Annotated in this window: 27 protein-coding genes; 5 read left to right on the forward strand and 22 right to left on the reverse strand. The window is 37.8% G+C overall.

All coding sequences use genetic code 11. From position 1 onward, the window contains the following. Positions 1–127: 127 nt before the first annotated feature. From ACI48O_RS12490 to ACI48O_RS12580, 19 genes are all read right to left on the reverse strand, one after another. The gene (locus ACI48O_RS12490) at positions 128–337 is read right to left on the reverse strand and encodes a YqgQ family protein (protein WP_435562145.1); all 210 of its coding nucleotides are present in this window, start codon (positions 335–337) and stop codon (positions 128–130) included. Positions 338–435: 98 nt separating this feature from the next. Further along, positions 436–1887 (reverse strand): spore germination protein, encoded by a 1452-nt coding sequence (locus tag ACI48O_RS12495; RefSeq protein WP_435562146.1) that lies wholly within the window; start codon positions 1885–1887, stop codon positions 436–438. 192 nt (positions 1888–2079) lie between these two features. Then, a complete protein-coding gene (locus ACI48O_RS12500; protein ID WP_435562147.1) occupies positions 2080–3648 on the reverse strand; it encodes a rhomboid family intramembrane serine protease in 1569 nt (522 codons plus the stop codon). A gap of 149 nt (positions 3649–3797) precedes the next feature. Then, on the reverse strand, positions 3798–3989 hold the full coding sequence (locus tag ACI48O_RS12505; protein WP_435562148.1) for a hypothetical protein: 192 nt from the start codon (positions 3987–3989) through the stop codon (positions 3798–3800). 121 nt (positions 3990–4110) lie between these two features. Continuing rightward, positions 4111–5061 carry an L-lactate dehydrogenase gene (locus tag ACI48O_RS12510; RefSeq protein ID WP_435562149.1) on the reverse strand — a complete coding sequence of 317 codons (951 nt, stop codon included), beginning with the start codon at positions 5059–5061 and terminating at the stop codon, positions 4111–4113. A 149-nt stretch (positions 5062–5210) separates the two neighbouring features. Further along, positions 5211–5999 (reverse strand): DUF92 domain-containing protein, encoded by a 789-nt coding sequence (locus ACI48O_RS12515; protein ID WP_435562150.1) that lies wholly within the window; start codon positions 5997–5999, stop codon positions 5211–5213. Then, entirely contained in the window at positions 5992–6558 is a 567-nt protein-coding gene (locus ACI48O_RS12520) for a 5-formyltetrahydrofolate cyclo-ligase (protein ID WP_435562151.1), read from the reverse strand. The genes ACI48O_RS12515 and ACI48O_RS12520 overlap by 8 nt, the downstream gene beginning before the upstream one ends. 280 nt (positions 6559–6838) lie before the next feature. Next, the gene (gene rpmG, locus ACI48O_RS12525; RefSeq protein ID WP_015594975.1) at positions 6839–6988 is read right to left on the reverse strand and encodes a 50S ribosomal protein L33; all 150 of its coding nucleotides are present in this window, start codon (positions 6986–6988) and stop codon (positions 6839–6841) included. A 77-nt stretch (positions 6989–7065) separates the two neighbouring features. Next, positions 7066–7695 (reverse strand): hypothetical protein, encoded by a 630-nt coding sequence (locus ACI48O_RS12530; protein ID WP_435562152.1) that lies wholly within the window; start codon positions 7693–7695, stop codon positions 7066–7068. 16 nt (positions 7696–7711) lie between these two features. After that, a complete protein-coding gene (locus ACI48O_RS12535) occupies positions 7712–8995 on the reverse strand; it encodes a glycosyltransferase family 4 protein (protein WP_435562153.1) in 1284 nt (427 codons plus the stop codon). After that, a complete protein-coding gene (locus ACI48O_RS12540) occupies positions 8992–9477 on the reverse strand; it encodes a DUF4912 domain-containing protein (RefSeq protein ID WP_435562154.1) in 486 nt (161 codons plus the stop codon). The genes ACI48O_RS12535 and ACI48O_RS12540 overlap by 4 nt, the downstream gene beginning before the upstream one ends. Positions 9478–9784: 307 nt before the next feature. After that, entirely contained in the window at positions 9785–10444 is a 660-nt protein-coding gene (gene phoU / locus ACI48O_RS12545) for a phosphate signaling complex protein PhoU (protein WP_435562155.1), read from the reverse strand. A gap of 69 nt (positions 10445–10513) precedes the next feature. Then, positions 10514–11311: a phosphate ABC transporter ATP-binding protein PstB gene (gene pstB, locus ACI48O_RS12550; RefSeq protein ID WP_435562244.1), complete on the reverse strand. Its 798-nt coding sequence runs from the start codon at positions 11309–11311 to the stop codon at positions 10514–10516. A gap of 62 nt (positions 11312–11373) precedes the next feature. Then, on the reverse strand, positions 11374–12258 hold the full coding sequence (gene pstA, locus ACI48O_RS12555) for a phosphate ABC transporter permease PstA (RefSeq protein ID WP_435562156.1): 885 nt from the start codon (positions 12256–12258) through the stop codon (positions 11374–11376). Next, on the reverse strand, positions 12259–13215 hold the full coding sequence (gene pstC, locus ACI48O_RS12560) for a phosphate ABC transporter permease subunit PstC (protein WP_435562157.1): 957 nt from the start codon (positions 13213–13215) through the stop codon (positions 12259–12261). Between the two features lie 121 nt (positions 13216–13336). Continuing rightward, positions 13337–14305 carry a PstS family phosphate ABC transporter substrate-binding protein gene (locus tag ACI48O_RS12565; RefSeq protein ID WP_435562158.1) on the reverse strand — a complete coding sequence of 323 codons (969 nt, stop codon included), beginning with the start codon at positions 14303–14305 and terminating at the stop codon, positions 13337–13339. Between the two features lie 232 nt (positions 14306–14537). Next, positions 14538–16685 (reverse strand): peptidoglycan D,D-transpeptidase FtsI family protein, encoded by a 2148-nt coding sequence (locus tag ACI48O_RS12570; RefSeq protein WP_435562159.1) that lies wholly within the window; start codon positions 16683–16685, stop codon positions 14538–14540. A 377-nt stretch (positions 16686–17062) separates the two neighbouring features. Then, the gene (locus ACI48O_RS12575; RefSeq protein WP_435562160.1) at positions 17063–18280 is read right to left on the reverse strand and encodes an MFS transporter; all 1218 of its coding nucleotides are present in this window, start codon (positions 18278–18280) and stop codon (positions 17063–17065) included. 318 nt (positions 18281–18598) lie between these two features. Continuing rightward, the gene (locus ACI48O_RS12580) at positions 18599–19207 is read right to left on the reverse strand and encodes a superoxide dismutase (RefSeq protein WP_435562161.1); all 609 of its coding nucleotides are present in this window, start codon (positions 19205–19207) and stop codon (positions 18599–18601) included. Positions 19208–19550: 343 nt separating this feature from the next. Here ACI48O_RS12580 and ACI48O_RS12585 point away from each other — a divergent pair, with 343 nt between their 5' ends. Beyond that, positions 19551–20246 (forward strand): Crp/Fnr family transcriptional regulator, encoded by a 696-nt coding sequence (locus tag ACI48O_RS12585; protein ID WP_435562162.1) that lies wholly within the window; start codon positions 19551–19553, stop codon positions 20244–20246. A gap of 416 nt (positions 20247–20662) precedes the next feature. Here the strand turns inward: ACI48O_RS12585 and ACI48O_RS12590 are convergent, their stop codons facing one another. Next, positions 20663–21145: a DUF456 domain-containing protein gene (locus ACI48O_RS12590; RefSeq protein ID WP_435562163.1), complete on the reverse strand. Its 483-nt coding sequence runs from the start codon at positions 21143–21145 to the stop codon at positions 20663–20665. Positions 21146–21331: 186 nt separating this feature from the next. Between ACI48O_RS12590 and ACI48O_RS12595 the strand changes: the two genes are divergently transcribed. The 3 genes from ACI48O_RS12595 to ispG all read left to right on the forward strand — a co-directional run bounded on the left by ACI48O_RS12595 (position 21332) and on the right by ispG (position 23756). Continuing rightward, positions 21332–22102, forward strand: coding sequence for a DUF1189 domain-containing protein (locus tag ACI48O_RS12595; protein ID WP_435562164.1), 771 nt, complete (start codon positions 21332–21334; stop codon positions 22100–22102). Positions 22103–22221: 119 nt separating this feature from the next. Next, entirely contained in the window at positions 22222–22542 is a 321-nt protein-coding gene (locus tag ACI48O_RS12600) for a LysM peptidoglycan-binding domain-containing protein (RefSeq protein WP_435562165.1), read from the forward strand. Between the two features lie 122 nt (positions 22543–22664). Beyond that, a complete protein-coding gene (gene ispG, locus ACI48O_RS12605; protein WP_435562245.1) occupies positions 22665–23756 on the forward strand; it encodes a flavodoxin-dependent (E)-4-hydroxy-3-methylbut-2-enyl-diphosphate synthase in 1092 nt (363 codons plus the stop codon). Between the two features lie 64 nt (positions 23757–23820). Here ispG and ACI48O_RS12610 read toward each other — a convergent pair whose 3' ends face one another. Continuing rightward, on the reverse strand, positions 23821–24204 hold the full coding sequence (locus ACI48O_RS12610; RefSeq protein WP_435562166.1) for a hypothetical protein: 384 nt from the start codon (positions 24202–24204) through the stop codon (positions 23821–23823). A gap of 144 nt (positions 24205–24348) precedes the next feature. On the opposite strand from ACI48O_RS12610, the gene ACI48O_RS12615 reads away from it, so the two are divergent. Beyond that, complete coding sequence (locus ACI48O_RS12615) at positions 24349–24915, forward strand: hypothetical protein (protein WP_435562167.1); 567 nt, start codon at positions 24349–24351, stop codon at positions 24913–24915. 30 nt (positions 24916–24945) lie between these two features. On the opposite strand, the gene ACI48O_RS12620 is transcribed toward ACI48O_RS12615, so the two are convergent. After that, positions 24946–25356 carry a Fur family transcriptional regulator gene (locus ACI48O_RS12620; protein WP_435562168.1) on the reverse strand — a complete coding sequence of 137 codons (411 nt, stop codon included), beginning with the start codon at positions 25354–25356 and terminating at the stop codon, positions 24946–24948. Between the last annotated feature and the right edge of the window lie 2 nt (positions 25357–25358).

The raw sequence follows: 25358 nt of genomic DNA on the forward strand, positions 1-25358 counted from the left end.
TTCAAGGTTTGTCCAATTTTTGGATAAAACACTCGCTGCTTTACAACTTAATCACAGCAAAAAAAAAGCGCCCTTAGGCGAAATGAACTTTATTGTGTATTGAACAGCCAGGCCGAGGCTAGGTACTTTAACCTCGAGCCAGCTTGTCTCTTTCTAGTTGAATTTCATGTCTTAACACTTGCAAGGCCACCTGGAGATCTTGCTTTTCAATCAGTTTAGAATAGAAAAGTTCCTTTATTTCATCTTCCATTAACTCAAGATCAGCTAAGCGGTCACCTACGTAAATAATCGTTCCGTATTGCTTTAAAAATTGTTGTATATCATAAATTGTTTTCATCGTTCAACCCCGCATTCCTGTTTCATCTCAAATTATAATCGAAACAGAAAATTGGCTCAAGCAAAAACGGGTAAGACTGCCACCACGTCTGTTTACTGTTATCGATCCGGGTCTTTAGGATGTAAAATTCGAGGACGACGGTTCTTGAGTGGAATTGGCGATCGAACTAATACATCTCGAAAGGCACGGAAATTAAACGGAATAAATGGCCATAAATATGGGACCCCAAACGAATTCATTCTCGCTAATAGGATAATGAATAGGACAAACCCAATAACTAAGCCATATGCATGGAACATTGCTGTAACAATCAGCAGTCCAATGCGAATAATCCTATTAGCCAGGCTCATTTCATAGCTTGGAGTGGCAAATGTACCAATTGCAGCAATCGCCAAATAGAGGATGACTTCATTTGTAAACAGACCCACCTCAACAGCAACTTGACCAATCATTAATGCCGCCACGAGACCTAAAGCAGTTGCTAATGATGATGGGGTATGTATGGCTGCCATCCTTAGAATATCCAATCCCACTTCCGCTAACAAGAATTGCAGCAGGAGCGGAACCTTTCCGGGATCATTTGGTCCGATAAACGATATTTGCTTTGGAACCAACTCCGGATCAATGGCAAATAAATACCAAAGGGGTAATAGGAAGATGGATGCCCAAACAGCAAAGTGCCGTACAATTCGCAAATAAGCACCCACTATCGGTTTATTTCGATATTCCTCGGCGTGCTGTAAATGGTGCCAAAAGGTAGTCGGAGTAATCATAACACTCGGTGATCCATCGACAATGATACAAACATGCCCTTCGTACAAATGCGTTGCTGCCGTATCTGGGCGTTCAGTATATCGGACGACAGGGTAAGGATTATAATGTCTTCCCGAGATAAATTCCTCGATCGTTTTTTCAGCCATCGGCAATCCATCGGTATCAATTTTTGAAATTGAATCCTTTACTTGTTTAACTATATCCGGGTCCGCGATATCTTCAATATAGCAAACTACAATATCCGTTTTAGAGCGTCGCCCTACCTGAAGGTATTCCATCCTTAATGTTCTGTCTCTAACCCTTCTTCTCGTTAAAGCTGTATTAAATACAATGGTCTCAACAAATCCATCCCGAGACCCCCGAACTACTCTTTCGATATCCGGTTCTTGTGGACCTCTTACCGGATAGGTACGGGCATCGATCAAGATGATTTTTTCAACACCATCGATTGCTAATGCTGTTGGGCCGGCTAAAACCGTATCCACCACTTTATCCAAATCATCGACCATTTCAATTTCAACATACGGGAGATATGTCTTCATTAAATTCTCAAGTACATTTGGTTCAAGCTTTTCTTTATCAAGATTAGCCAAGAATTTCATCAACAGATGGAGAATATCGTCCTTTACAAGCCCGTCTATTAAAAATAAAGCCATCCTGCGGTCCACATATTCTAAGTCTAACTGAATCACATCAAAGCTTTTTCCGATGCCTAGCTCCGGTCGTAAAAAGGCAATATTTTCCTCAATCTTTTTTTTAACAGGATTTTTTTTCATCTTCTACGAAACCCCTTGCCGATATTTTACAATATATTTCCATACGCACTAAAATCAGCATGGACAAGAACGAATGAAATCATACTTGGTAGTCAGGTACTTACGGCTAATATATTTCCGGGGAAAGAAAAAAGATGAGGTGAAAGGAAAAAAGGTCTAAACCTCTCTCCAATCAACCCCATCTCAATATTTTTAATTAGAATTTTCATGAATAGATTTTTGAAGTAAATATTGATTAATTTCCTTAACCAGATCCTTGTAATCTGACCGTGTCGGATCTAATTTTAAAGCTTTCGATGCATGTTCTTTTGCTTTTTCTAAATTATTTTCGTTTAAGTAAAGGAGCGCTAAATTATAATAGGCTTCCTCAAAGTTGGCATCCATTTTAATTACTTCAAAAAGGTGCTGTTTAGCTTGAGTAGTCAGTCCCTTTTGGATCTCAACATAGGACATTAAAAATAATAAATCAGCCGAGTTCTCACCTCGATTTTGTACCTCCTTTAGAACCTCGTAGGCACCATCATAATCCTCTTTTTCAACATAGAGTTGTGCTAATACAAAGCTTGAATGAGTATCGATGGCACGCGTTGATTCACCAAATCCATATTGAAGAAGGATAAATACGAGAATAGAACTCATAACAGTAAACATAAGTTGAGAAACCGGCTTTTTAGCCTTAGGAAAATGTAAAACTCCTGCAGCAAGAAAACCGCCAATTAGACCACCAATATGACCGGCATTGTCGATGTTATTCATCGAAAATCCAAACACTAAATTTAAGCCAATTACAAATAGGATGTTCATACCCATTGTTCGAAAAAATAATTTTGGATATATTACCCCAAAATATAATAAAGCACCAAAACATCCAAAAATCGCCCCGCTGGCGCCAGCCGACAGATTGGGGCTGAAGGCAAAGCTTGCCACAGACCCTGCAAATCCAGCAAAAAGATAGATCAATACAAAACGAAAACTTCCAAAAATCCGTTCAACTAAGGGTCCCATATAAAATAATGCTATCGAATTCATTAATAAATGTAAAAAGCCGATATGAAGAAACATAGGCGTAAAAAAGCGCCACCATTCCCCTTCAAGGATCAAAGGATTAAACTTGGCTCCGAACTGTATAAGGGTAGATGAATTGGTGCTCCCGCCCATAAATTCCATTATCATCAAAATTCCGATTTGAATAACTAAAAATACATATGTAAACAGCGGTTTCCCGTTCTCAAAAATCGCTTTTTCTTTCTTTGCCATCATCACAGTGTGAGCAAGTGTTAATTGTTTAATAGTTTGTATATCTTGCTCATTATACTCCCCATCAAGCGTAACTTCGATCGGGAACCCTAAAATCGCGCTAAGCTCTTGTAATGATTTCTCAAGTTCATTAGGCATCAACATTGTCGTGCAAACTCGAGTCTTTTTGCTATTGGGCAAAACAAAGGGTTTTTCAATCCGAAATTGATAATCATCCACAGGGGGATAGGGAGTTATGTAGATATTCTGTATCGTTAATTCGCCTCTTATAAACCGCCTTCTAAAATTCTCACCAATGGCAGCGGTCATTTCGATATCTCTTTGCATCCAATTGCTCCAATCAACATTGTGGCGCAGTATTCTGATGATTTGTCCCTGTTTATTCGATGTATTTTCAAGCCAGAGTTCGTGATCATTCCCTTTCATTTGAATTAACCGATAATCATGTTTAGATATGAATAATTCGGCCAACCTCCAAAATAAATAATCCTCTTGGAAATTCAACTCTTCCCCTACTTTCTATGTAAACATGCTTTATGATGATTTTTAGTAAAGTCTCTAATTTTTGTTATTTAACAATATTATAAACCAAATTCAATCTGTAACCTAAATAACAACCTTGAAAAAATAAAAAGGCCCGAAAATAGGCCTTTTTACCATTGAGCTGGTCTTGAGAAAAAAGTTTGCATCATTTTATCCCGAACTCCAGGAATGCTTAACACAGAACCGACAAGCAGTTTACGAATAAAACCCTTTCCTAGAATGATATTTATTAATCGGTACCGATTCTTAAATGCCAAAAATCCAGCCAAACCAATCATAAAAATTGATGTAAAAGTTCGCATGGTTATCCCTCCTTTTATTATTGTGAGTTATATTTTTCAATATTATCCATGGAATAAGAAACAAAGAACATTTTCCTCAACATTAATAAAGGCTGCCATTAAAGGCAGCCTTCGTCAATTTTTATTTATGAAATGAAGATTTTATAATATTTTTTAGGACTTCAGCAGAATGCTTGAATTTTTCTTGTTCTTCTGGACTTAAGCTTAGTTCTACGACTTCACGAATACCGCTTCGATTCACAACAGCAGGAACACCAATAAATAAATCTTCCTGACCGTATTTATTTTCTAGATAAGCGGAAACTGTCAACACGGAATTTTCATTTTGTAAAATGGCTTTTGTTAGCCTTACTAGACCCATGGCAATTCCATAATATGTAGCACCTTTGCGCTGGATAATTTGATACGCAGCATCCCTTACATTAATAAATAATTCGTCAAGGTCCTCCTGGCGGAAATCCTTTTTCGTCTTCGCCCAAGCAGAGATAGGTAATCCTCCGATATCTGCATGACTCCAAACTGGAAGCTCTGTATCCCCATGTTCACCGATTATATAAGCATGAACGTTCCGAGGGTCGACTGCAAAATAATCTCCTAGTAAATAACGGAAACGTGCTGTATCCAAGATCGTACCAGAACCGATGACTCTTTCCTTTGGAAGCCCAGAAAATTTCCATGTTACATACGTTAAAATATCAACAGGATTTGTTGCAACGACAAAAATTCCGTCAAATCCGCTAGCCATTACTTGCTCGACAATTCCTTTGAAGATGGCAGTATTTTTTTCAACCAAATCAAGTCTTGTTTCACCAGGTTTTTGATTGGCACCTGCAGAAATAACAACAATGTCTGCATCTTTACAATCGGAATAATCTCCAAACCAAATTTTAGTTGCTGCAGGAGCAAATGGAAGTCCATGATTCAAATCCATTGCGTCTCCTTCAGACTTTTCCTTATTTAAGTCAATCATAACAAATTCTTCACTAACACCTTGATTCAGCATGGCAAAAGCATAACTTGACCCTACAAACCCAGTTCCAATTAATACAACTCTGTTAACGTGATCTCTCATAAGAAGTACCTCCTAGTTAGGAATTCATTATCATTATAACCATCTTTTTAAAAAAACATTTAGTCTTTCTAATTTATATTGTGCAACATTTCACAAACTTTTTCTAGGCTATTTTGATCGATGAAAGCGCCCTCTATATGGATATTTCGTTACAAAAGGTAAAAATTATATACGATACCAGAAATTGCAGCCAATAAACCGGAAAGAAAATTAACAACATCATTGTTCATAAACGAAAAACCTCTATTCAAACTAGCAGGTTGGTTACAGTGAACTTTTTTTTCGGTATCAGCTAAACATATAGGACATTTATATGATGCTTGCAGGAAAGCTCCTAAAATGGTATCAAAGATATTTCCTAGAAATCCGAACAGAAGAATGATAATAAGGTAAATATTTCCTAAACGGAATAGAAGGCTCGTTATAATCGCGATCAAAAATGCACCCAAAAAACCGGCAGTCGACCCGAGCATGCTGATTGCGCCAGACGTCCCCTTTTCGGATCTTTTAAATGTACGAATTAGTAAGGGGGGTTTTTTACTTAACGTGCCTAGTTCAGAAGCCCACGTATCTGAATTCGCACTTGCTATTGCAATTGAAAAACCCAATAGCCAAATATCATGTTCAAAAGAAAAGTTGAATATGCTGAAAATCGCCGCGATGCCCCCGTTGGCGATTACTTGCTGCCAATCGCGACGGGATCCCTTTACATGTTTTTCTTCAATCCTTTTCTTCAAATCCCGCTTGAATTTGGACCAAATACTTGAGGTAAAAAAGAATGTCCCTAACACAAATAATCCTTTCCATCCAAAGCCAAGCGCGACGGCTCCACCTATAATGGCAGCCGCTAAAGCCCCAGATTTAGTTAAAAACCGGAAAGAATACCCGCTAATAGCCGTAATGAAAATTACCGTTGCATAGATCATTATATTAATCATAAGTCACAATAACCTGACGATCGGTAATTATTTTTGGGACAGGCTGGTCATGTGTTTCAATCGGGAGGTGTTCGACCAATTGTAAATCAAAGGCGAGTGAAAGTTTATTTCCTTGGTAGTCCTTTAAGAAGCGGTCATAATATCCTCCTCCAAAACCAAGACGATAACCTTTTTCCAAAAAAGCAAGCCCTGGCACAATCAGAAGGTCAATCTCGTCGACCGTGACCTCATCTGTTACAGATTCAATCGGCTCATAAAGACCAAAAAAAACTGACTCTAGCTGTGAAAAGCGGTCAAGCTTTCTAAACTGAAGCAGTTTTGTTTTTGGTTCGCATTTTGGTACCACTACTGTTTTTCCTTGTTCCCATGCTTTCCGGATAATTTGATATGTATCGACTTCAGGAGGATTTGAAACTGTGATCCCTACTGTCTTTGCAGTAATCCAATCGGAATCCTGGTAGAGCCTTTGCGCAATTAAATAGGACTTTTCTTCATAGTTTGGTTTATTCAATAATGCTAATTTCTGTTTCATTTCCTGACGAAGCTGCTTTTTATCCATATACTCCCCTCCGTCTTGTTCAAATCAATTACAAGATACCCTCTTAAAAAAATGGCTTTGTTAATTTGTCTGTTGATTTCCGTTCCAGGTGCTCGCTTTCCGCGGGGGAGTCCGCGAGCCTCCTCAGCGCTAAAACGCCTGTGGGGTCTCTCGTGACACCTTCTCCCGCAGGAGTCTCGCACCTTCCACTCCAATCACCAGAGTGCCCAAAATCTATATGGTTCTTTAACACAGCTAAAAAATTAGACAACAAAAAAAGCAGCAGGAATCCCCCTACTGCTTATTTTGTTTCACGATGTGCTGTTGTACGCTTTTCTCTTGGGCAATATTTTTTAAGCTCAAGACGATCTGGATTGTTGCGTTTATTTTTTGTTGAAATATAGTTACGATCTCCACACTCTGTGCAAGCTAACGTAATATTCACGCGCATTAGAATTTCCCTCCAAACATTTACTTGCTTGTTCGTTCATACGACTTTTCTATAATATCACTTTTCAATCTGAAAAGCTAGTGTGTTTTTAAAACAACCTGATTAAGTCGAAGTAATTCCTCCTTTGTTTCCCCAGATATAATCCATGTATTTGCCTTACACGTTTTTGAGGCTGGTATATTCATATTAATCGTAAATAAACTGTTTGACGGACCATGTGACAAAGGCTGGTATTTTAAGGTTCCCTTTTTCTGGCAGTCCCAGAATTTATCGGTATAAATATTCCAGACTGGTTGAACCGTGTACTCATTTAGTAATGTCCCATTCATTTGACCATTTACTAAATGAATTGTCCGCCTCGCGAGATGATAAATAACCTTTTCTATTGGTGAAATAAAGGTAAGATCATCTTTTGCAAATTTTTCACAGCTATTTAGGACGATCAACTTTAGTTGCTTCATTTTTTCACTGTGGTTGGTAACAAATATATCAAAAAATCTAATTTTCGAATGAATATTTCGTTGGTTAATTTTAATGGAAATGGCTTCAGCTTGAATGAGTTTTTCAGTCCCATTTTTTACCCAAAAAATTTTCCCATCAATCCACAAACCAATTTTGCTTTTTAAAGGGTTTTGGATTGCTGAGAGATTAATCATTTTCTTTTTTATCCGAAACGATGTATTGGTTCTTATATTTGTTCTCATCATTACTCCCTGCCCTTCGTTATTTCTGGAAATATTTATACTTATACCGCGACTCTTCATATACCCTTTTAGTTTCGGAACCAATTCTTTGCCAGCTAAATAAACGCTGAACGATCTGCCGGCCATTTCCCCCAAGTTTGTCGGCAAATTGTTTATTATCTAATAAAAATTGGACCTGTTCTACTAAACTATCCTTATCACCTGGATTCATAAATAAGCCAGTCTTCATATGTTTAATAATCCCTTTTAACCCACCGGTTTTCGAAACAATCGTAGGTTTACCAAAAATCATTGATTCTAACGATACAATTCCAAAGGGTTCATAAAGACTCGGAAATATAGCTAACTCACATTGATCAAATAGCTTATTCCGTTCCGCGTCTCCGACGTATCCAACTAAAAACACATCGTTCTCAAGCCCATTATCTGCAATCATTCGCTCGTATTCAGAGAGCATGGGTCCTTTTCCAGCAATTATAAAGTAAAGGTCAGGATTTTTCTTTAGTAAATCTGGAACAGCTTCAATGATCGTTTCAAATCCCTTTTCTTTTACTAACCTTCCGATTGAAAATACTAATCTTTTATTCGGGTTTATTGGTAAATAATCAAGAGATTCTACTTCATTTGTTACACTGACATCTTGATCTATCCCATTGGCTATTACAGCAATATCCTCTTTTTTTACAGCAAAGACTTGATGAAGCTCTTCCCGCATGTATTCACTGCAGACAATTAACTGATCAGCCCCATTAATAAGCTGACGTTCTTTTTCATTAATAAATCGTTGCGTGTCCGTATAAATCCCGTTATTACGGCCATGCTCTAAAGAATGAATCGTTGCGATCAGCGGAACCTTTAATTCTTCCTTTAACATTAGGGCACTGGTACCGACAAGCCAATCATGAGCATGAATGATTGAAAACTGATTATTTATTGATAACTGCTTCACCTTTTCAATCATCGCTAAATTTAAGCCGCCAATCCAGGTAAGGAAATTGGGCTCCTGCTCATGTAAGGGAGTAATCCGATAAACATTTATTCCTTCAACATTTTCTGTGCTTGGTGTATTGTGAAGCTTTGTTGTCACAACATGAATTTCACAGTCTTCTTTTACAAGACTTTTGGCAAGCCCATAACAATGTCTAGCAAGGCCACCGATAATATTTGGAGGGAATTCCCATGTTAATATTAAAATGGACTGCTTCGACTTCATTTTTTGAATATCTTGAACCTCATCGCTGTGAACTAGTGACAACTCATCAAATACAGGGGGTTTTTGTTGGCTAGCGGCTTTTTGGGTCACTTTTTAGCCCCCTTTGGCACTGTCGTTTCGTAATAACTGTACGTACTAACGTGCTCGGACCATATTGGCAGGGAGTCTTTTGGTGAAGAGAGGTGTGCTGATGGTTTACTATCTATTCGTTGTTGTTCAATGTGACCATTACTTTCTTCGGTGGTTTGTATACTTTTTGACCGGATCAATGGGAAAAATTCAGTTTCTGATAGCTTTATTCCATATTCAAGACAATAGCTGCGATTCGGTTTTAGACCTTTAATGCTCCAATGCTCTTGTTTATCCTTAAGGATAAACTCATGCATTTCAAGAGCGTTACTTCCGTCAAACTGAATATATGTGACATCATATAATCTCAGAGCTTTTCGAAAATGGGAATAGGGATGTCCAAAGTAAAGATGGACAAAGTCAGATGAACTGGTTGGTATCGACCATTTTACAGTTACTTTATCTTTAGAAACTAATGAAACCATTAGCATTTCCTCAATCATTTAGCGTTCCTCTTTTCCTAAACTATTACTATATGATCTGCTTCTCTTAATTATCAATATTTTCTGTTATTTTAATGTTAACATTGTTGTTAAACCTTCTCAATAAACGCTTTTTGTCGGATTGTGCATACTCTGATAAGGAAAGGGATGTATGAATAAAAAAAGTTTACAAGAGGATTTTTACAAGAGGAAGCACGCTGATTCGACACAGCTTTCCAGTAAAGATAGTCGATTTCCGACATTTTATTTAAGAACAGCGGGGAATATTTACAAAAAAAAGAAAAGGCTTGAGGCCCTTTCTTTTCGTTTATTTATTCAAATCATAACGGCGACCTTTTACAAGGTAAAATACGTGCTCACCAATGTTCGTGACATGGTCTGCTGCTCTTTCCAAAAACCGGCACACGAATGAAAGATTGTTAACCTGTGACATATGCTCAGGATTTTTTTGATTGATTTCCAAAAGATCCTTTATTGTTTGCCCGTATAAATCATCCACCTGATCGTCCATTTCAGCAACCATTTTTGCTTTATTAACATCCTCTTCATTAAATGCCTCTAATGAAAGTCTTAACATTTCTGATGTAATTTGATGCATTTGTTTAATATGTTCAAGTGGCTTAATAAGAGGCTCATTACCAATACGAATCGCAGACTTAGCAATGTTCGTCGCAAAATCAGCAATCCGCTCAATATCATTAGCAATTTTGATAGCGACAATGATTCTTCTTAAATCAATTGCAACCGGCTGCTGCTTGGCAATCAAAAGAATGGCAAAATCATTAATTTCTTCTTCCATCAAATCAGCATCTGAATCATCTTCCATAATCTTCAAAGCCAATTCTACGTTGCCGGTATCAAGTGCTTCTACAGACTTCCCAAGAGCATCTATTGCAAAATTTCCAATCTCGAGCAATTTATTTTGTAATTCTTTTAAGTCCTCATTAAATTTTTCCCGTACTACCATGGTTGCTTCCTCCTTTTTTTGATAAGAAACAGAGCTGTCAAGTCTTTGATTGCTAATTATAACGGGTAATTACCCGAATCGTCCAGTAATGTAATCTTCTGTTCGCTTATCTGAAGGAGTTGAGAAGATCTTATTTGTATTTGCGTATTCAATTACCTCTCCATTTAAGAAAAATGCAGTCTTATCGGAAATCCTTGCCGCTTGCTGCATATTATGAGTCACGATAATAATACTAAAATTCTTCTTCAATTCCTGCACCAGTTCCTCAACTTTTAAAGTAGAAATAGGATCAAGCGCTGATGTTGGCTCATCCATTAAGATGACATCCGGTTCAATCGCGAGACAACGTGCAATACAAATACGTTGTTGTTGTCCACCAGATAAACCATATGCATTTTGGTGAAGCCGGTCTTTAACTTCATCCCAAATAGCCGCACCACGAAGACTTTGCTCGACAATTTCGTCTAACACTTTTTTGTTCTTGATTCCATGGATTTTCGGACCATATGCAATATTTTCATATATCGATTTAGGAAAAGGATTAGGTTTTTGAAATACCATCCCTACACGAGTTCTTAAATCTTCAACTTTAAAGTTTTTATCGAAAATGTTCCGCTCTCTATATAAAATTTCTCCTGAAACCCGAACGGAGGGAACTAATTCGACCATTCTATTTAGAGTTTTGATATAGGTTGACTTTCCGCAACCTGAAGGTCCAATAATCGCTGTAACTTCATTTTCATAAATCGGCAGATTAATGTTTTTTAAGGCATGACCTTCACCGTACCAAAGATTAAGATCTCTCGTATCATAGACAACTTTTTTATTTGTTTCGATAGTATCTGAATCCTCCCTTTTGGAAGAAATTTTAATATTTTTTTTCTCATTATCAGCTAAAACCGACACCATAGCTAGATAACCTCCTCAACCTAATATCTTTTCTGGAATTTGTTCCGAATCACAATGGCAATTGAATTCATCGCGAACAAGACAACTAAGAGAATCACGATGGTTGCGGCTGCCAAATTAGCATATTCAGCGACGAGAGCTGAGTCCGTTGTCCAATAATAAATCTGGACTGGTAAAATCGTAAATTTATCAAAAATTCCGTCTGGTAATGGAATCAATAATGCCGGTATTCCAATTACTACAAGTGGTGCTGTCTCCCCAATCGCACGGGACAGAGCTAAGATAACACCGGTTAGAATTCCAGGTAATGAGGCTGGCAAAACAACATTTTTAACTGTTTGCCATTTTGTTGCCCCCATTCCAAAGGAAGCTTCTCGTAAAAATTGTGGAACCGCACGGATTGCTTCCTGACTGGAAACAACGACGACAGGAAGAACGAGCAGCGCCATCGTTAAACCACCTGCTAAAACAACCGAACCTAATTCAAGACCTCTTGCAAACACAGTTAAGCCTAGTATTCCGAAAACAACAGATGGTACACCTGCCAGGTTAGAAATATTTGTTTGAATAAGTGACTGTAACCGGCCTTTTTTTGCATATTCCTCTAAATAAATGGCTGTACCAACACCCAAAATCATCGTAACCGGTGCAACTACGAGCATTAACCATAAGGTACCAAGAATGGCCCCCATAATTCCGGCTTTTTCGGGATCGGTGGATAATTTATTCGTTAAAAACTCCATATCAATCCAACCAATACTCTGTGCAACAACTCGATAAATTAACACAACTAAAACAACGAGTCCAAATAATGTTGCTAACAAAAAGAAAAATTTCGCTAAATTATTTGACAATAAGCGTGAACCCATCTTTTTTTCAACTTGAGCAGTGTCGATATACTTCATTTAATATTCCTCCCTAACTTTACGGGAAATATATTGGGCAATTAGGTTCATGACTAAAGTAAATACAAATAATGTCATCGCTACCGCATATAAACTATAGTACAAAGTTGAACCAGCCGGTGCCTCACCGCCTGTTACTTCTACAATATAAGCCGTCATCGTTTGCATGGATTGTGTGATGTCAAAAGTAAAATTCTTTGAGCTTCCACTTGCAATCGCCACAATCATCGTTTCCCCGACAGCACGGGAAATACCAAGTACAAAAGAAGCAATAATTCCTGAAATAGCAGCTGGAACGACTACCTTCCAAGTCACTTCAAGCTTTGTTGCGCCAAGAGCCAAAGCTCCTTCTCTCATCGCGTTCGGAACAGAACTCATCGCATCCTCAGAAAGGGAAGCAACTAAAGGGATAATCATGATCCCCATGACTAACCCTGGACTTAGTATATTTGTTGGTTCCAATCCAGGAATAAACGATCTCAATAAAGGTGTGACAAAGGTAAAAGCAAAAAAACCATACACAATGGTTGGAATCCCAGCAAGTATCTCCAGTAATGGCTTTAAGATTTTTCTTAATCGATCTGAAGCATACTCACTTAAAAATACAGCTGTCATTACTCCTATTGGGATGGCCACTAACATCGCAATAATGGTAGACAGTAAAGTTCCCATTAACAATGGGAGCACTCCAAACACAGCGTCATCGCCAAGTGGTTTAAGTTTGGTTCCGGTAAAGAAATCTATAATGGAAACTTCTTTGAAAAAGATAATCGTTTCGGTTAAAAGGGTAAAAAGAATGCCAATAGTCGTTAAGACCGAGATAGCCGCAATACCAAATAATATTCCTGGTATCAATTTCTCTGAAGAATTTCTAAAACTCGTTGTTTTTTTCTTATCCTCAATTAATTGCTGGATATTTAATTGTTTGTATTTTCCATCAGGAACGGACCTTTCCAATGTTAAAACCCCTTTCTTCCTTAGTGTAAACAAAGGAGGAACAAATACTCTTTTTTTAAACAGGCAAGAAGATGAGAAATGTAGACTTCTCATCTTCAACGAATATATGAGTCGCTTTTGATTATTTTAATCCTTCTAATGTATCAATTGCAGCTTGGACATCTTCATCCGGTAGTGGAGCAAATCCAGTTTCTTTCGCAACATCTTGAGCATTTTTCATTGTATAGATTGCATAATCTAATACTTGTGGCTTTTCTTTTGCAAAGCCTGTATTTAAGTATGTGAATACTGGGCGTGTAAATGGTGCATAGTCGCCATCTTCAGCAATCGTGTCAAGAGTTGGCTCAACAGGCCCATTACCAAAGTCTACTTTTACAGCAGCAATTTTATCTTTGTTATTAGCATAGTAGCCATATCCGAAGAAACCGATTGCGTTTTTATCTTTTGATACTAAATCAACTAGTGTGGAATAATCTTGTTGCAAATTAATTCCTTCAACTAAATCTTGTTCTTCAAGAATTTTTTCATAGAAGAATTCGTAAGTACCATGGTTTTCGTTTGGTCCATAAGTTTTAATTGGCTCATTTGGGAAATCAGCGCGAACATCAGACCATTTTTTCTTTCCTGCGCTTGCTAGGAAGATGTCGACTACTTCTTGCTGAGTAAGCTCTTTAGCCCAATCATTATCTTTATTAATAACGATTGTGATACCATCTAATGCTACTTTCATTTCTTGAACTTCAATTCCTAATTTCTCAGCTTCAGCTTTCTCTTCATCTTTAATCGTGCGAGAAGCGTTGTTGAAATCTGTTCCATTTTCAGCTAAAAACTTTTTGAAACCAGCAGAAGTACCGGCACGACTTACTTCAACAGAAACCCCTTCTTGTTCGTTCGTCATATAGTTTTCAGCCATTTTGGCCATAAAAGGGTAAACCGTACCCGAACCGTCGATTACTACACTACCTTCTAATTCAGCTTTTTCTTCACCTGTTGTTTTTTCTTTTGCAGAATCTCCGCCACCACAAGCAGCTGTAAACATCATCACTGCTGCAAGCACCATAAGCAGGCTTAACTTTTTAAGGCTTTTCATTTCTTTGTTCCCCCTAAGAGATTTGTTTTTGTTTTGTCCTACATGTACAAATATACTGGTTGACTGTTAATCAGGTTTTAATCAATTGTAAAGCTTTTGTAAATTTGGACGAATCTTGTGTAAATTTGTCGTGTTAAATTTGCTGGTTTCATTTGAATAACAAATAGTGAAGTTATTATTCCCTAAAAAGCAAAAAAGAAACTGCCTCTATTGAGACAGTTTCTTTTTTCGATTATTGTCCAGCTCCTTGATTCTCTTGAACAGCGGTGCCGTCACCTGCGTTTGGAGTGGGGTTTTGTTGAGCTTGATTTAGTTTTTCATTTTTCAAATTGAAATAGGTATCTAGTACCCTTCTCCCAATTTCGAGATTTGGACTTGGACCTTTATCACCTTGATAGGCCCACGGAACAAGAACAGCCATGGCCACTTCTGGATTATCAGAAGGTGCATAACTAACTAAACTTAAATTCATAACTTCTGGTGGTTCTTTACCATAATTTTTTCGTTCAGGACCATCATAAAAAGCTTGAGCAGTCCCTGTTTTACCAGCTGGTTGATATGAGGCTCCGCCAAACTTACTGTACGCAGTCCCACCTGATTCTTGCATTACCTTCTTAAATCCGGTCTGTACAAGGTCAATCCACTCTTCCTTAGCATCTACCTTGTTTAACACATTTGTTCCGATTTGTTGGAAAATCGGCCCAAGTTCTTTATTATCAAGGACTGGGTCTCTTATCTCCTTAACGATATGAGGCTGGATTCGGTATCCTCCATTAGCCACTGCAGACACATATTGGGCAAGTTGCATAGCAGAGTATGTGTCATACTGCCCGATTACTAAGTCTAACATGAACCCTGGTAAAGTGCTTTGCCCTTTAAAACCAACTTGTTCATTTGGTAAATCAATTCCGGTTCTAACACCTAAACCAAATTGGGCAAAAGAATCGCGAATTGTATTAAACCCTTTAGGGTTTAACGGAAGTGGGCGATCGTATTGATATGTTCCTCCCCCAATATTGATTGCAGTATGAAACATAAAAACGTTTGATGAGTATTTCAATGCATTAACAATATTCACGCGACCGAGATTTTTCCACGAGGATTTCTCTGGAGTTCCCTTAATTTTAATCGGCGAATCTTGAAAAGTGGTTGATGTCGTAATAGCCCCTGCTTTAAGCCCGGTTAATACCGTCGCTCCTTTTACCGCGGACCCAACATTATACGTAGTTGTAATGTTGCCAAGTGCATCATCCTGCATGACAGCCGTTCCGGATTCATCCTTAACAATTCGTTTTCCGGCCATTGTTAAAATTTCACCGGTATTTGGGTCCATTAATACCACATATGCTCGATCAAGAAGTGCTGTTCTTGGTTGCTTTTTCATATTCAAAAGTTCTTCTTCAATGATTGTTTCAACAGCCCGCTGCAAGTCCATATCTATGGTTAGGACAAGATCCTTTCCTCTTTGCCCTTCTGAAATCACTTCAGTGCTCAGCACATTTCCCGCTTTATCGGTTTTATTTTTCACCTTAGCCTTTTGGCCTGTTAGAACATCTTCGTACTGCATTTCAATATAGCTTTTTCCAACCCGGTCATTACGGTTGTAATCTCTAGATAAATAATAGTCCAATTGCTCAGACGGAAGACCTTCGTCAGACGTTGATACATTTCCTAAAACGGATTGTAACGTTTTATCAAAGATATAGTTTCGTTTCCAATCAGTAGTTGTATCAACCCCAGGAAGCGATTCTAAATTCTCGCTTACCGCTGCAAATTCTTGAGGAGTTACATTTTCATTCTTAACTATTTGCGGCGTCAGTGCATATCCGCTGTTGAACTCTCTATATATCGCCAATACTTCAAGATCATCCTCGCTAAGCTCTTTTAGCTCTTCCTCGGTGATCCGCTTTAATTGGAGTTTATAAATATCCTTATCATCCAGCTTTTTAGCTTCGAATTGATCCCACTCTTTTTTGGTAATTTTCTCTTTTGCCTTTTCTGGATTTTTCATGATCCAGAAATCTTTTTTATCACGTTCTTGAACCTTTTTTGGATCCTTATAAATGAGTGTGGCCAATTTTTCTGCCACTTCAAGCATCTCTTCTTGGCTCGTTCCTTGATACTTTGTATACGTAATCGCGTTCAATGGGATATTATCGACAATTACCTTTCCGCTACGATCATACATTTTTCCACGCGGAACAGGATTGTTCACAGTTACATCTTCTGTCCGTTCTATTTCACGCTTAAAATCGTCCCCATAGACAATTTGGACAACCCCAAGCCGTAAAATCAAGGTTGAAAACAACAAAAACACCGCAAAAAACAGCATGTTTAGCCGAAACGGGACATGTGTTTTTTTCTTCTTTGATTTATTCACAGGATTTAACACTTCCTTTTATATATAAACATTGGCTCACTATTTTTTAGTCTATTATTCATTTTAAAAGAAAAAAGAAAATTTATCTATCGTAGAACACAGATTACCAACATTTTATTTTCCAACTCCCTTTTATCAAAAGGCTGTGTTAAAGCTCAGTGTTGATTTTTTTACACAATGTTGATTGGAGCGGAAGGCGCTTGACTCCTGCGGGAGCAGCGAGACAGGTGAGACCCCACAGGAGCTTTAGCTCCGAGGAGGCTCACCGCCCGCCCCGCGGAAAGCAAGCGCCTGGAGCGGAAATCAACAGTCAAGTTTAACACAGCCTATCAAAAAAAGAAAAACGGACGATGTTAACTTCCGTTTTTCAACAGCACTTATAAACTTGAAAGGTGGATTTTTCTTATAAAAATATAAATACATGTGTGTCCAGCACCGATTAGTAACAATAAAATTGGGATACTTTTCTGCTCGTCAAAAAGTGTAATCGCCAGTAAAAATAACACAATTGACACAAATCTCCCTAAGTTAAGAAATATTTCTCTAACTACTATGTATTCAATTCTCATTTCGGCAGCGTTCCAGCCTCTTCCGATTACATCGTATGTCATCGACATATAAGGAACAAGTAAAAGCGGATAAGCAATGGCAATAGTTGCTGCATAGATAAGGAGTTTTGTGTATGTAATATCAAATACAATTAGAAAAATGGATGAATAGAGGATCAACCCCCCTAGAAGAATAGCCTTTTTCCGATGATTTCTTTTAATCATTTTGGAGACAAAGAAATAGGCAAGAAAGGATACGCCCGAGTTGATCAGGCCAAAGGTACCTAGTGCTAATTCGCTCCCCGTTGAAACAAAAACAAATACTGAAATGATAAATACAAAGGTCCCTTCTCGCAAACCTTGAAAGAAGTTTGCATTGGTAATCATACGCCAGTTAAAGTTGTGTTTCCGTTCCGTTAATATTCTTTGAAACCAATACTTCCCATAGGCAGGGCGTCTTTTTAAAAAAAAGCTTAAAAAGACAGCCAGTGAAAACAAGCCTAATGAGAGCCCAAAAACAATGGTGTACCCCGTCGAATTTTCTAAACGAGAGATAATAAATCCCGCTGCAATCGGCCCAATCATACCACCAATAGAAGTTAATACGCCTAAAAAGCCATTAAAAAAATCTCTTGTTTCAGGCTCGGTGATTTCAAAAGTAAGAACGTTAAACGCTAACCAGTAAAAGCCATATCCGACCCCAAGTATGCCTCCTAATAAAAGCAGTAAATCAGATGCTTTTGTACCTGAAAATAACACGGCTAAATAAAAAAGGGCTAAAAACGATACTCCTATTCTTAACACAATGACTCGATCCATTTTTTTAGCCCATCTTCCAGCCAATATAAAGGTAATCGGCTGAAGCACCACTACTGAAAGATTATAAAGTCCTATATCGAAAAACTGTCCTGACTGCTTCCATAAGTAAATATTTACAAACGTATTAGAGAGAGAGGTACTGATTGAATACAGCCCTCCGATAATAAGCAATAGTTTAAAATCCTTTGTAAGTTCAATTTCACCAAGTAATCTCTTCAAATTAATCATAAAAAAACTCCCCTTTTATCTAAAGGGTAGTCTTTACTAAAATTATGGAGATATACGGTTTATGAAATGAATGGTTTTAAAAAATAGGCAGTCTTATATTTGTCTGTTGATTTCCGTTGCAGGTGCTCGCTTTCCGCGGGGCGGGCGCTGAGCCTCCTCGGCGTTTTACGCCTGCGGGGTCTCACCTGACCCGCTGCTCCCGCAGGAGTCGAGCACCTTCCGCTCCAATCAACTATGTGCCGAAAATCAACAATGAACTTTAACACAGCCAAAAAAATAAAAAAGCAGTAAACATAAAGTCTACTGCTTAAAGCTTTATTATTTTGCTTCGTTGTAACGTTTAGATACTTCATCCCAATTTACAACATTCCAGAAGGAAGTGATGTAATCAGGGCGACGGTTTTGATATTTTAGGTAATAAGCATGTTCCCATACGTCTAAACCTAATACAGGAGTCTTACCTTCCATTAATGGAGAATCCTGATTTGCAGTGCTTGTTACTTCTAACTCCCCATTGTTAACAGAAAGCCAAGCCCAACCTGAACCAAAACGAGTAGTTGCAGCTTTAGTGAATTCAGCTTTAAAGTTTTCAAAGCTACCAAATTTTTTGTTGATCGCATCTGCTAATTCACCAGTTGGCTCACCACCGCCATTTGGAGAAAGCAGTTGCCAGAACAATGAATGGTTTGCATGTCCACCACCATTGTTGCGTACTGCAGTACGCACAGCTTCAGGAACTGCGTCTAAATTTGCGATTACTTCTTCAACAGATTTACCAAGAAGTTCCTCGTTCCCCTCAAGAGCGTTATTTAAGTTGGTTACATATGTGTTGTGATGTTTAGTGTGATGAATATTCATTGTCTGAGTGTCAATGTGTGGTTCTAATGCATCATAAGCATAAGGTAATTGCGGTAATTCAAAAGCCATTATAAAATTCCTCCTTATGTAACAAAAAAATTACTTCAAAAACATTCCCATTATTCTCAATTTAGAATGTTTCTAAAAGATTATATTTTTAATTTACCAAACTTAGAAAACCCTATCAAATAAAATGCTCATTGGAACATAATTATAATATCCGATGAATGTTGAATGTATACGACCGTTAATGAAATTTTTCGGAAATTTGTCACCATTTTACAAACCTTGATTTGTCTATGATTTTTGTCGCTTTTGCCTCTTTGGAGTGTTGTTAAGCCCTCATTCAATATTGACATGATGCTAACTTTTCTTTTAAATCAAGGTGAAGGCATTCATCGAGGTGAGAATAATGATAAAAACAAGTCATAGTCTTTATCAAGTCATGATCAGAAATTTTAGTAATAATGAGACCGTTCAAAAAATAAAACCTGGGACATTACTTTTTCAAGAGAAAGATCCCGTTCAACATGTGTATATTATGCTCAAAGGAACTGTTGCTGTTGGTAGGGTTCACTTTAAAGGAAAAGAATTTATCCTTAAAATCTTAAGTGGAGAAGAACTCCTGATTGAATATCAAATATTTAATCCTTCACCACGGTATCACTATAGTGCAAAAACAATAACAGATTGTGAAATGCTAATGATAAAAAAGGATGATTTTGAAAAATTCCTTGAGGAAAACATTTCTGCACTCCAAACATTTAGTCATTGGATGAGCACCAAGTATTTGAAAGCCCAAATGAAATGCCAAGATCTTATTATGAATGGTAAAAAAGGCGGTTTATATTCTGTTCTAATCCGACTATGTAATAGCTACGGTGTAATGACAGATGAAGGGATTCTAATCGATCTTCCTTTAACCCATCAAGAATTAGCCAACCTAACTTATGGAACGAGGGAAGTCATTCAAAGGCTTCTTAAAGAACTCAGAGAAAATGATGTACTCATTTACCGTCAGCAAAAATTTATCGTCAAAGATTTAGCCTACCTAAAACATCATGTTGATTGTCAAAACTGTCCATATGAGATTTGCGGTGTAAATTAATAACTAGATTGCCCTTAGCTGTTACAACCAGCGGGCTCTTATACAATAGATTGTCCTTCTTACAAAAGTTTCGTTATCATGAATAAAAAATCGCACCGCAAATGCGGTGCTTTTTGTTTACTAATTTGAAACTGCTTTTACAATAAACGAATCCTCTCAACCTCTTTCGTTTCGTTTACACCCAATCGGACACAGAGGCCGTTATTTTGATAAAATCACCCTTTTTTTAGATTTACCGGACATAGGATACCTTATTTTCATAAAAACCACTGAATCAGGACCAGTTACGAACGAATAAAGGCTCTGGTGTCCGCTAATTGATCAAAACACCCCATTTTTGCTTAAATAGCGGCATTGGTGTCCGCGAAATGAACTACACTGTGAATTTCGTGTTTGTACATCTTTACACAAACGTTTTATAAAACAAGAATGAAAAAATACACAATCATCACTGCCTGTATGATGCCCTTTGTCACCACACCGCTTATAAAACCGACCACAGAACCTAGACCAATCTTTAGTGCTTCTTTTATACTTGTTTTATTCACCAATATTTCAGCAATAACGGCTCCTAAAAAAGGACCAATCAGGATACCTAGGACAGGAATGATAAATGGGCCGATTATTAAACCGATCGTGCTTCCCCATACACCGGCCTTTGTTCCACCATATCGTTTCACACCAATGATATTAGCCAAATAATCCGCTCCGAAGAGTAAAATAATAAACAAGCTTTGTACCGACCAAAATAACCAGCCAAAAGGTTCAAAAGAAAAGGTGAATCCGTATACCAAAAAACCGTCAAGAATAAATAATACGCTTGGTATGATCGGATAAATAAGACCTACAAAAGCGATGGCAAATAATAAAACAATAACAACCCAAAATATAATTGACATTCGTTCCTCCTAAAATGTAAAAAAATCTTATCTTCCTTATTTTAACACTATCCCCTCTTTCATAAAATTCTCCCCAGCTTTGCACGATTAATTTAACATTTGGTTGGTGCAAAATGACTGTTTGCTTGTACAATACTATTTAGAAACGATAAAATAAGATGTTGAATATAAAAAAGGTGTGATTTCATGAACGTTTTTAAGCAATTAGTAAAAAGCAGCTATTCTCCTAAAGATATTGCTTTTTTTCGATTTCAAGGAATTGGAAAAACCATTCTATTTGTTTTTCTATTAACCTTGCTCTCGATCATTCCTTCCATGTACTATATGAGCACTGCGATAAGCGACGGAGTTGAGTCTGCTAAAGAAACGATAAGCAGAGAATTTCCTTCCTTCACGATTGAAAACGGCCAACTGGAATCAAAGTTGGATAAGCCGCTCACCATTAACGAAAATGGATTTGTCATTGTGTTTGACTCCTCTGGTAATGCTAGCCCAAGCGATTTTGATCAGATTGACAATGGCGTCGCTATGCTAAAAAATGAAATGGTTTTTATGGCGGGTGGACAAACACAATCCTATGCGTATTCCATGTTAGAGGATTATACATTAACAAAAAGTGATTTAGTGGAATTAATTGACAGTATCGATAATTCGTTGATTATCATCATACCGCTGTTAATCCTATTTAATTATATTTTCTCCTCTGGAGTAAAATTTGTTGAAATTTCGATTCTCGCTCTTCTTGGTCTAATCATTAAAAACATCATTGGAAGAAAATTAACATATGGACATCTTTGGAGAATGTCGGCTTATAGCGTTACCTTACCTACTCTCTTTTTTACAGTTATGGCCGCATTAAAAACAGTTGTTCCAGGTGGTTTTTTTCTCCACTGGCTCGTAGCCTATATCGTTTTATTTTTAGCAATAAAAGAGATTCCCCAAACAAAACAACCGTAAACGCGCCTCTAAGCGCGTTTTTTTTTGCTTACAGCAAACATTATCCCTCTTATTAGTTCTATTTCCCTTTCTACTGACATATACATTGGACAAACTTTCTTTATGGGTAGGTGTCCTAAGTGAAACGGTTAATCGGTTTATTGTTTACAGTTCTAGTCCTTTACGTGATTTACCATGACCTTACTCAAGGGACCATTCCACAACAAGAAGAAGAACTTGCTGTTCCTGCTTCTTCCTCCATTCAGCTTCCTTATTCTGTAGAAGAAGTAAAGCCAGGAGACACAGTGCTGTCAATTGTTGAGAAAAACTCTACCCATCCTCTTCCTGTATCCATCTCAAAAGTAATTTCTGATTTTAGGAAATTAAATGAAGGGATAAAACCAGAAACGATTCAAATTGGACATCAATACAAATTCCCAACCTATGAGGAGAAGGATTAACTGCCGTGGTCAGCGTGATTCTTGTCAACGACGGTCAATCATTGTTACAATAAAACAGTGATGATACAGAATGTTTTACACAACATTCCATTATTTAAAGGAGCGAACCACCATTGAGTGAAATAATACATCGTACTAAAACACGTCCAATTAAGGTAGGGAATTTAACCATTGGCGGAAGTAATGAGTTAGTTATTCAAAGTATGACTACCACAAAAACACATGATGTGGAGGCTACAGTTGCCGAAATTAAACGGCTTGAAGAGGCAGGGTGCCAAATAGTCCGCGTTGCCTGTCCGGATGAAAGAGCGGCCAATGCCATTGCTGAGATTAAGAGCAGGATTAATATCCCATTAGTTGTAGATATTCATTTCGATTATAAGTTAGCTCTAAAAGCTATCGAAGGTGGAGCTGATAAAATTCGGATTAACCCCGGTAATATTGGAAAACGGGAAAAAGTAGAAGCAGTTGTCAAGGCTGCCAAAGAACGCGGAATTCCGATTCGAATCGGGGTAAATGCTGGTTCTTTAGAAAAACGAATTTTAGATAAATACGGGTATCCAACTGCTGATGGCATGGTGGAGAGTGCCCTGCATCATATTAAAATTTTAGAGGATCTCGATTTTCATGATATCATCGTATCGATGAAGGCTTCGGATGTACCACTCGCAATCGAAGCTTATGAAAAAGCGGCGCAAGCATTTGATTATCCTCTACACCTTGGGATTACTGAATCTGGAACATTATTTGCGGGAACCGTAAAAAGCGCTGCAGGACTTGGTGCTATATTAAGCAAAGGGATTGGTAATACTTTAAGGATTAGCTTAAGTGCTGACCCAGTTGAAGAGGTTAAGGTTGCCAGAGAACTGTTAAAAGTATTTGGGCTTTCCTCAAATGCAGCAACGTTGATTTCTTGTCCAACCTGCGGTCGAATTGAGATTGATCTTATTAGCATCGCGAATGAAGTCGAAGAATATATTCAAAAAATTAAAGCGCCAATCAAAGTGGCCGTTCTTGGCTGTGCGGTTAATGGACCTGGGGAAGCAAGAGAAGCAGATATTGGAATTGCCGGTGCAAGAGGCGAAGGTCTCCTTTTCCGTAAAGGAAAAATTGTCCGAAAAGTTCCCGAGGAAATCATGGTTGAGGAATTAAAAAAAGAAATCGACCAAGTCGCTGAGGAATACTTTGCGAAACATTCCGAGACACAGAGCTAGACCTTAAACTAAGAAAACGCCTGGCTAGATGCCAAGCGTTTTTTATTGCCCCACAATGAAGTTTTTAAAAGAACGGGAGAATGAAAATACCAACGATAATGGAAATTGCGCCTAAACCAATTGCCCAATTACCAAGGCTTTCAGCTCCCCTGCGTCTCGCAACAAACCCGAGGATAATCCCTGCCGCACCAAATAGAATCGGTAAAACAAACAGAGAGATAATCGATAAAGCTAAGGCTGTAAACCCAACACCTCTCCCTGCTGCTCCCGCTTCTGTTTGAGTGTCGGTATTTTGATCCATTCTTACATTCCTAGTCAATGGAACGGGTGCTGCAATCTCAGCTGAGGTTTCTTCAATATTATTAGGTGCAGGTAAACGGTGTTGAATATCTACAGTTCGGTCTTCTTGAAGTCCACGTGTAGGAGTTCCATAACGCTCTTCTGCCATATTGATCTGATCCCTCGCTTTCATTAATGGAGCATTTATATTGTTTGCGAAACTGCATGGTTTCACTATGTTAATGTTTAACTGTTATGTTGTATCTTTCTTAGTTTTTTCTACAATTGATTTTTTGAAAGGGGCAATTTCTTCATGAGAAAACGTTTTGGAATTGATATAGATGGTACCGTTACTTGTCCAACATCATTGGTACCATATTTAAACTCTGCATTTAATTTAAATTTAACGTTAGCGGATATTACTCAATATGATCTTTCTCCTTTTGTTAATGTCTCAAGTGAGGAGTTAGCGAAATGGTTTATCGAAACGGAGCCTGAAATTTATGCCAACTCTCCATTAGCTCAAGGGGCAAAGGAAGTTTTATCCCAATGGGAGCAAAAGCATGAATTATTTTTTATTAGTGCAAGAAGATCGAACCTGCTCAAGATTACAAAGGATTGGTTTATTAATAATAAACTAAAATTTGACCACATTGATTTAATTGGCAGCCATGATAAAATTAGCGCAGCAAAAAATTACCAGGTCGATGTATTTTTTGAGGATAAGCATGATAATGCTGTTATGATCCATGAAGAATGTAAAATTCCGGTTATCTTGTTTAACACCCCTTATAATCAAGACCCGATTCCTGATGGAGTTATCCGCGTCAATCATTGGAATGAGGCGTATGAATGGGTTGAAAATTGGCTAAAAAGATGAAAAAAACGGCTAAATAGTAGCCGTTTTTTTTCATTGACATTCTGGACATCTGCCATAGATCTCAAACTTATGGCCGGTAATGTCGTATCCCTTTAAATCTTCTAGAAGCCCTGCCATTGGGCAGGCTGCAATTTCTTTTGTTTTGCCACATTCCAAGCAAATAAAATGATGGTGATGATGTTGATGGGAACAAGTAAAACGGAAATGCTTTTCACCCGCTAATTCTGTCATTTCAAAAATTCCCAGTTCAACAAATAAAGATAAATTGCGGTAGATTGTATCAAAGCTTAATCCTGGATAGCGATCCTTCATATGATCTAAAACATCTTTAGCCGTTAAATATTTATTATGGTCTGCAAAAAGCTGAAGAATCTCTTCTCTTTTTCCTGTGTACTTAAATCCTTGATCTTTTAATAAATTTAGTGCATCCGTTACATTCACAA

The organism is Neobacillus terrisolis (assembly GCF_051233475.1).
Lineage (GTDB): Bacteria > Bacillota > Bacilli > Bacillales > Cytobacillaceae > Bacillus_BU.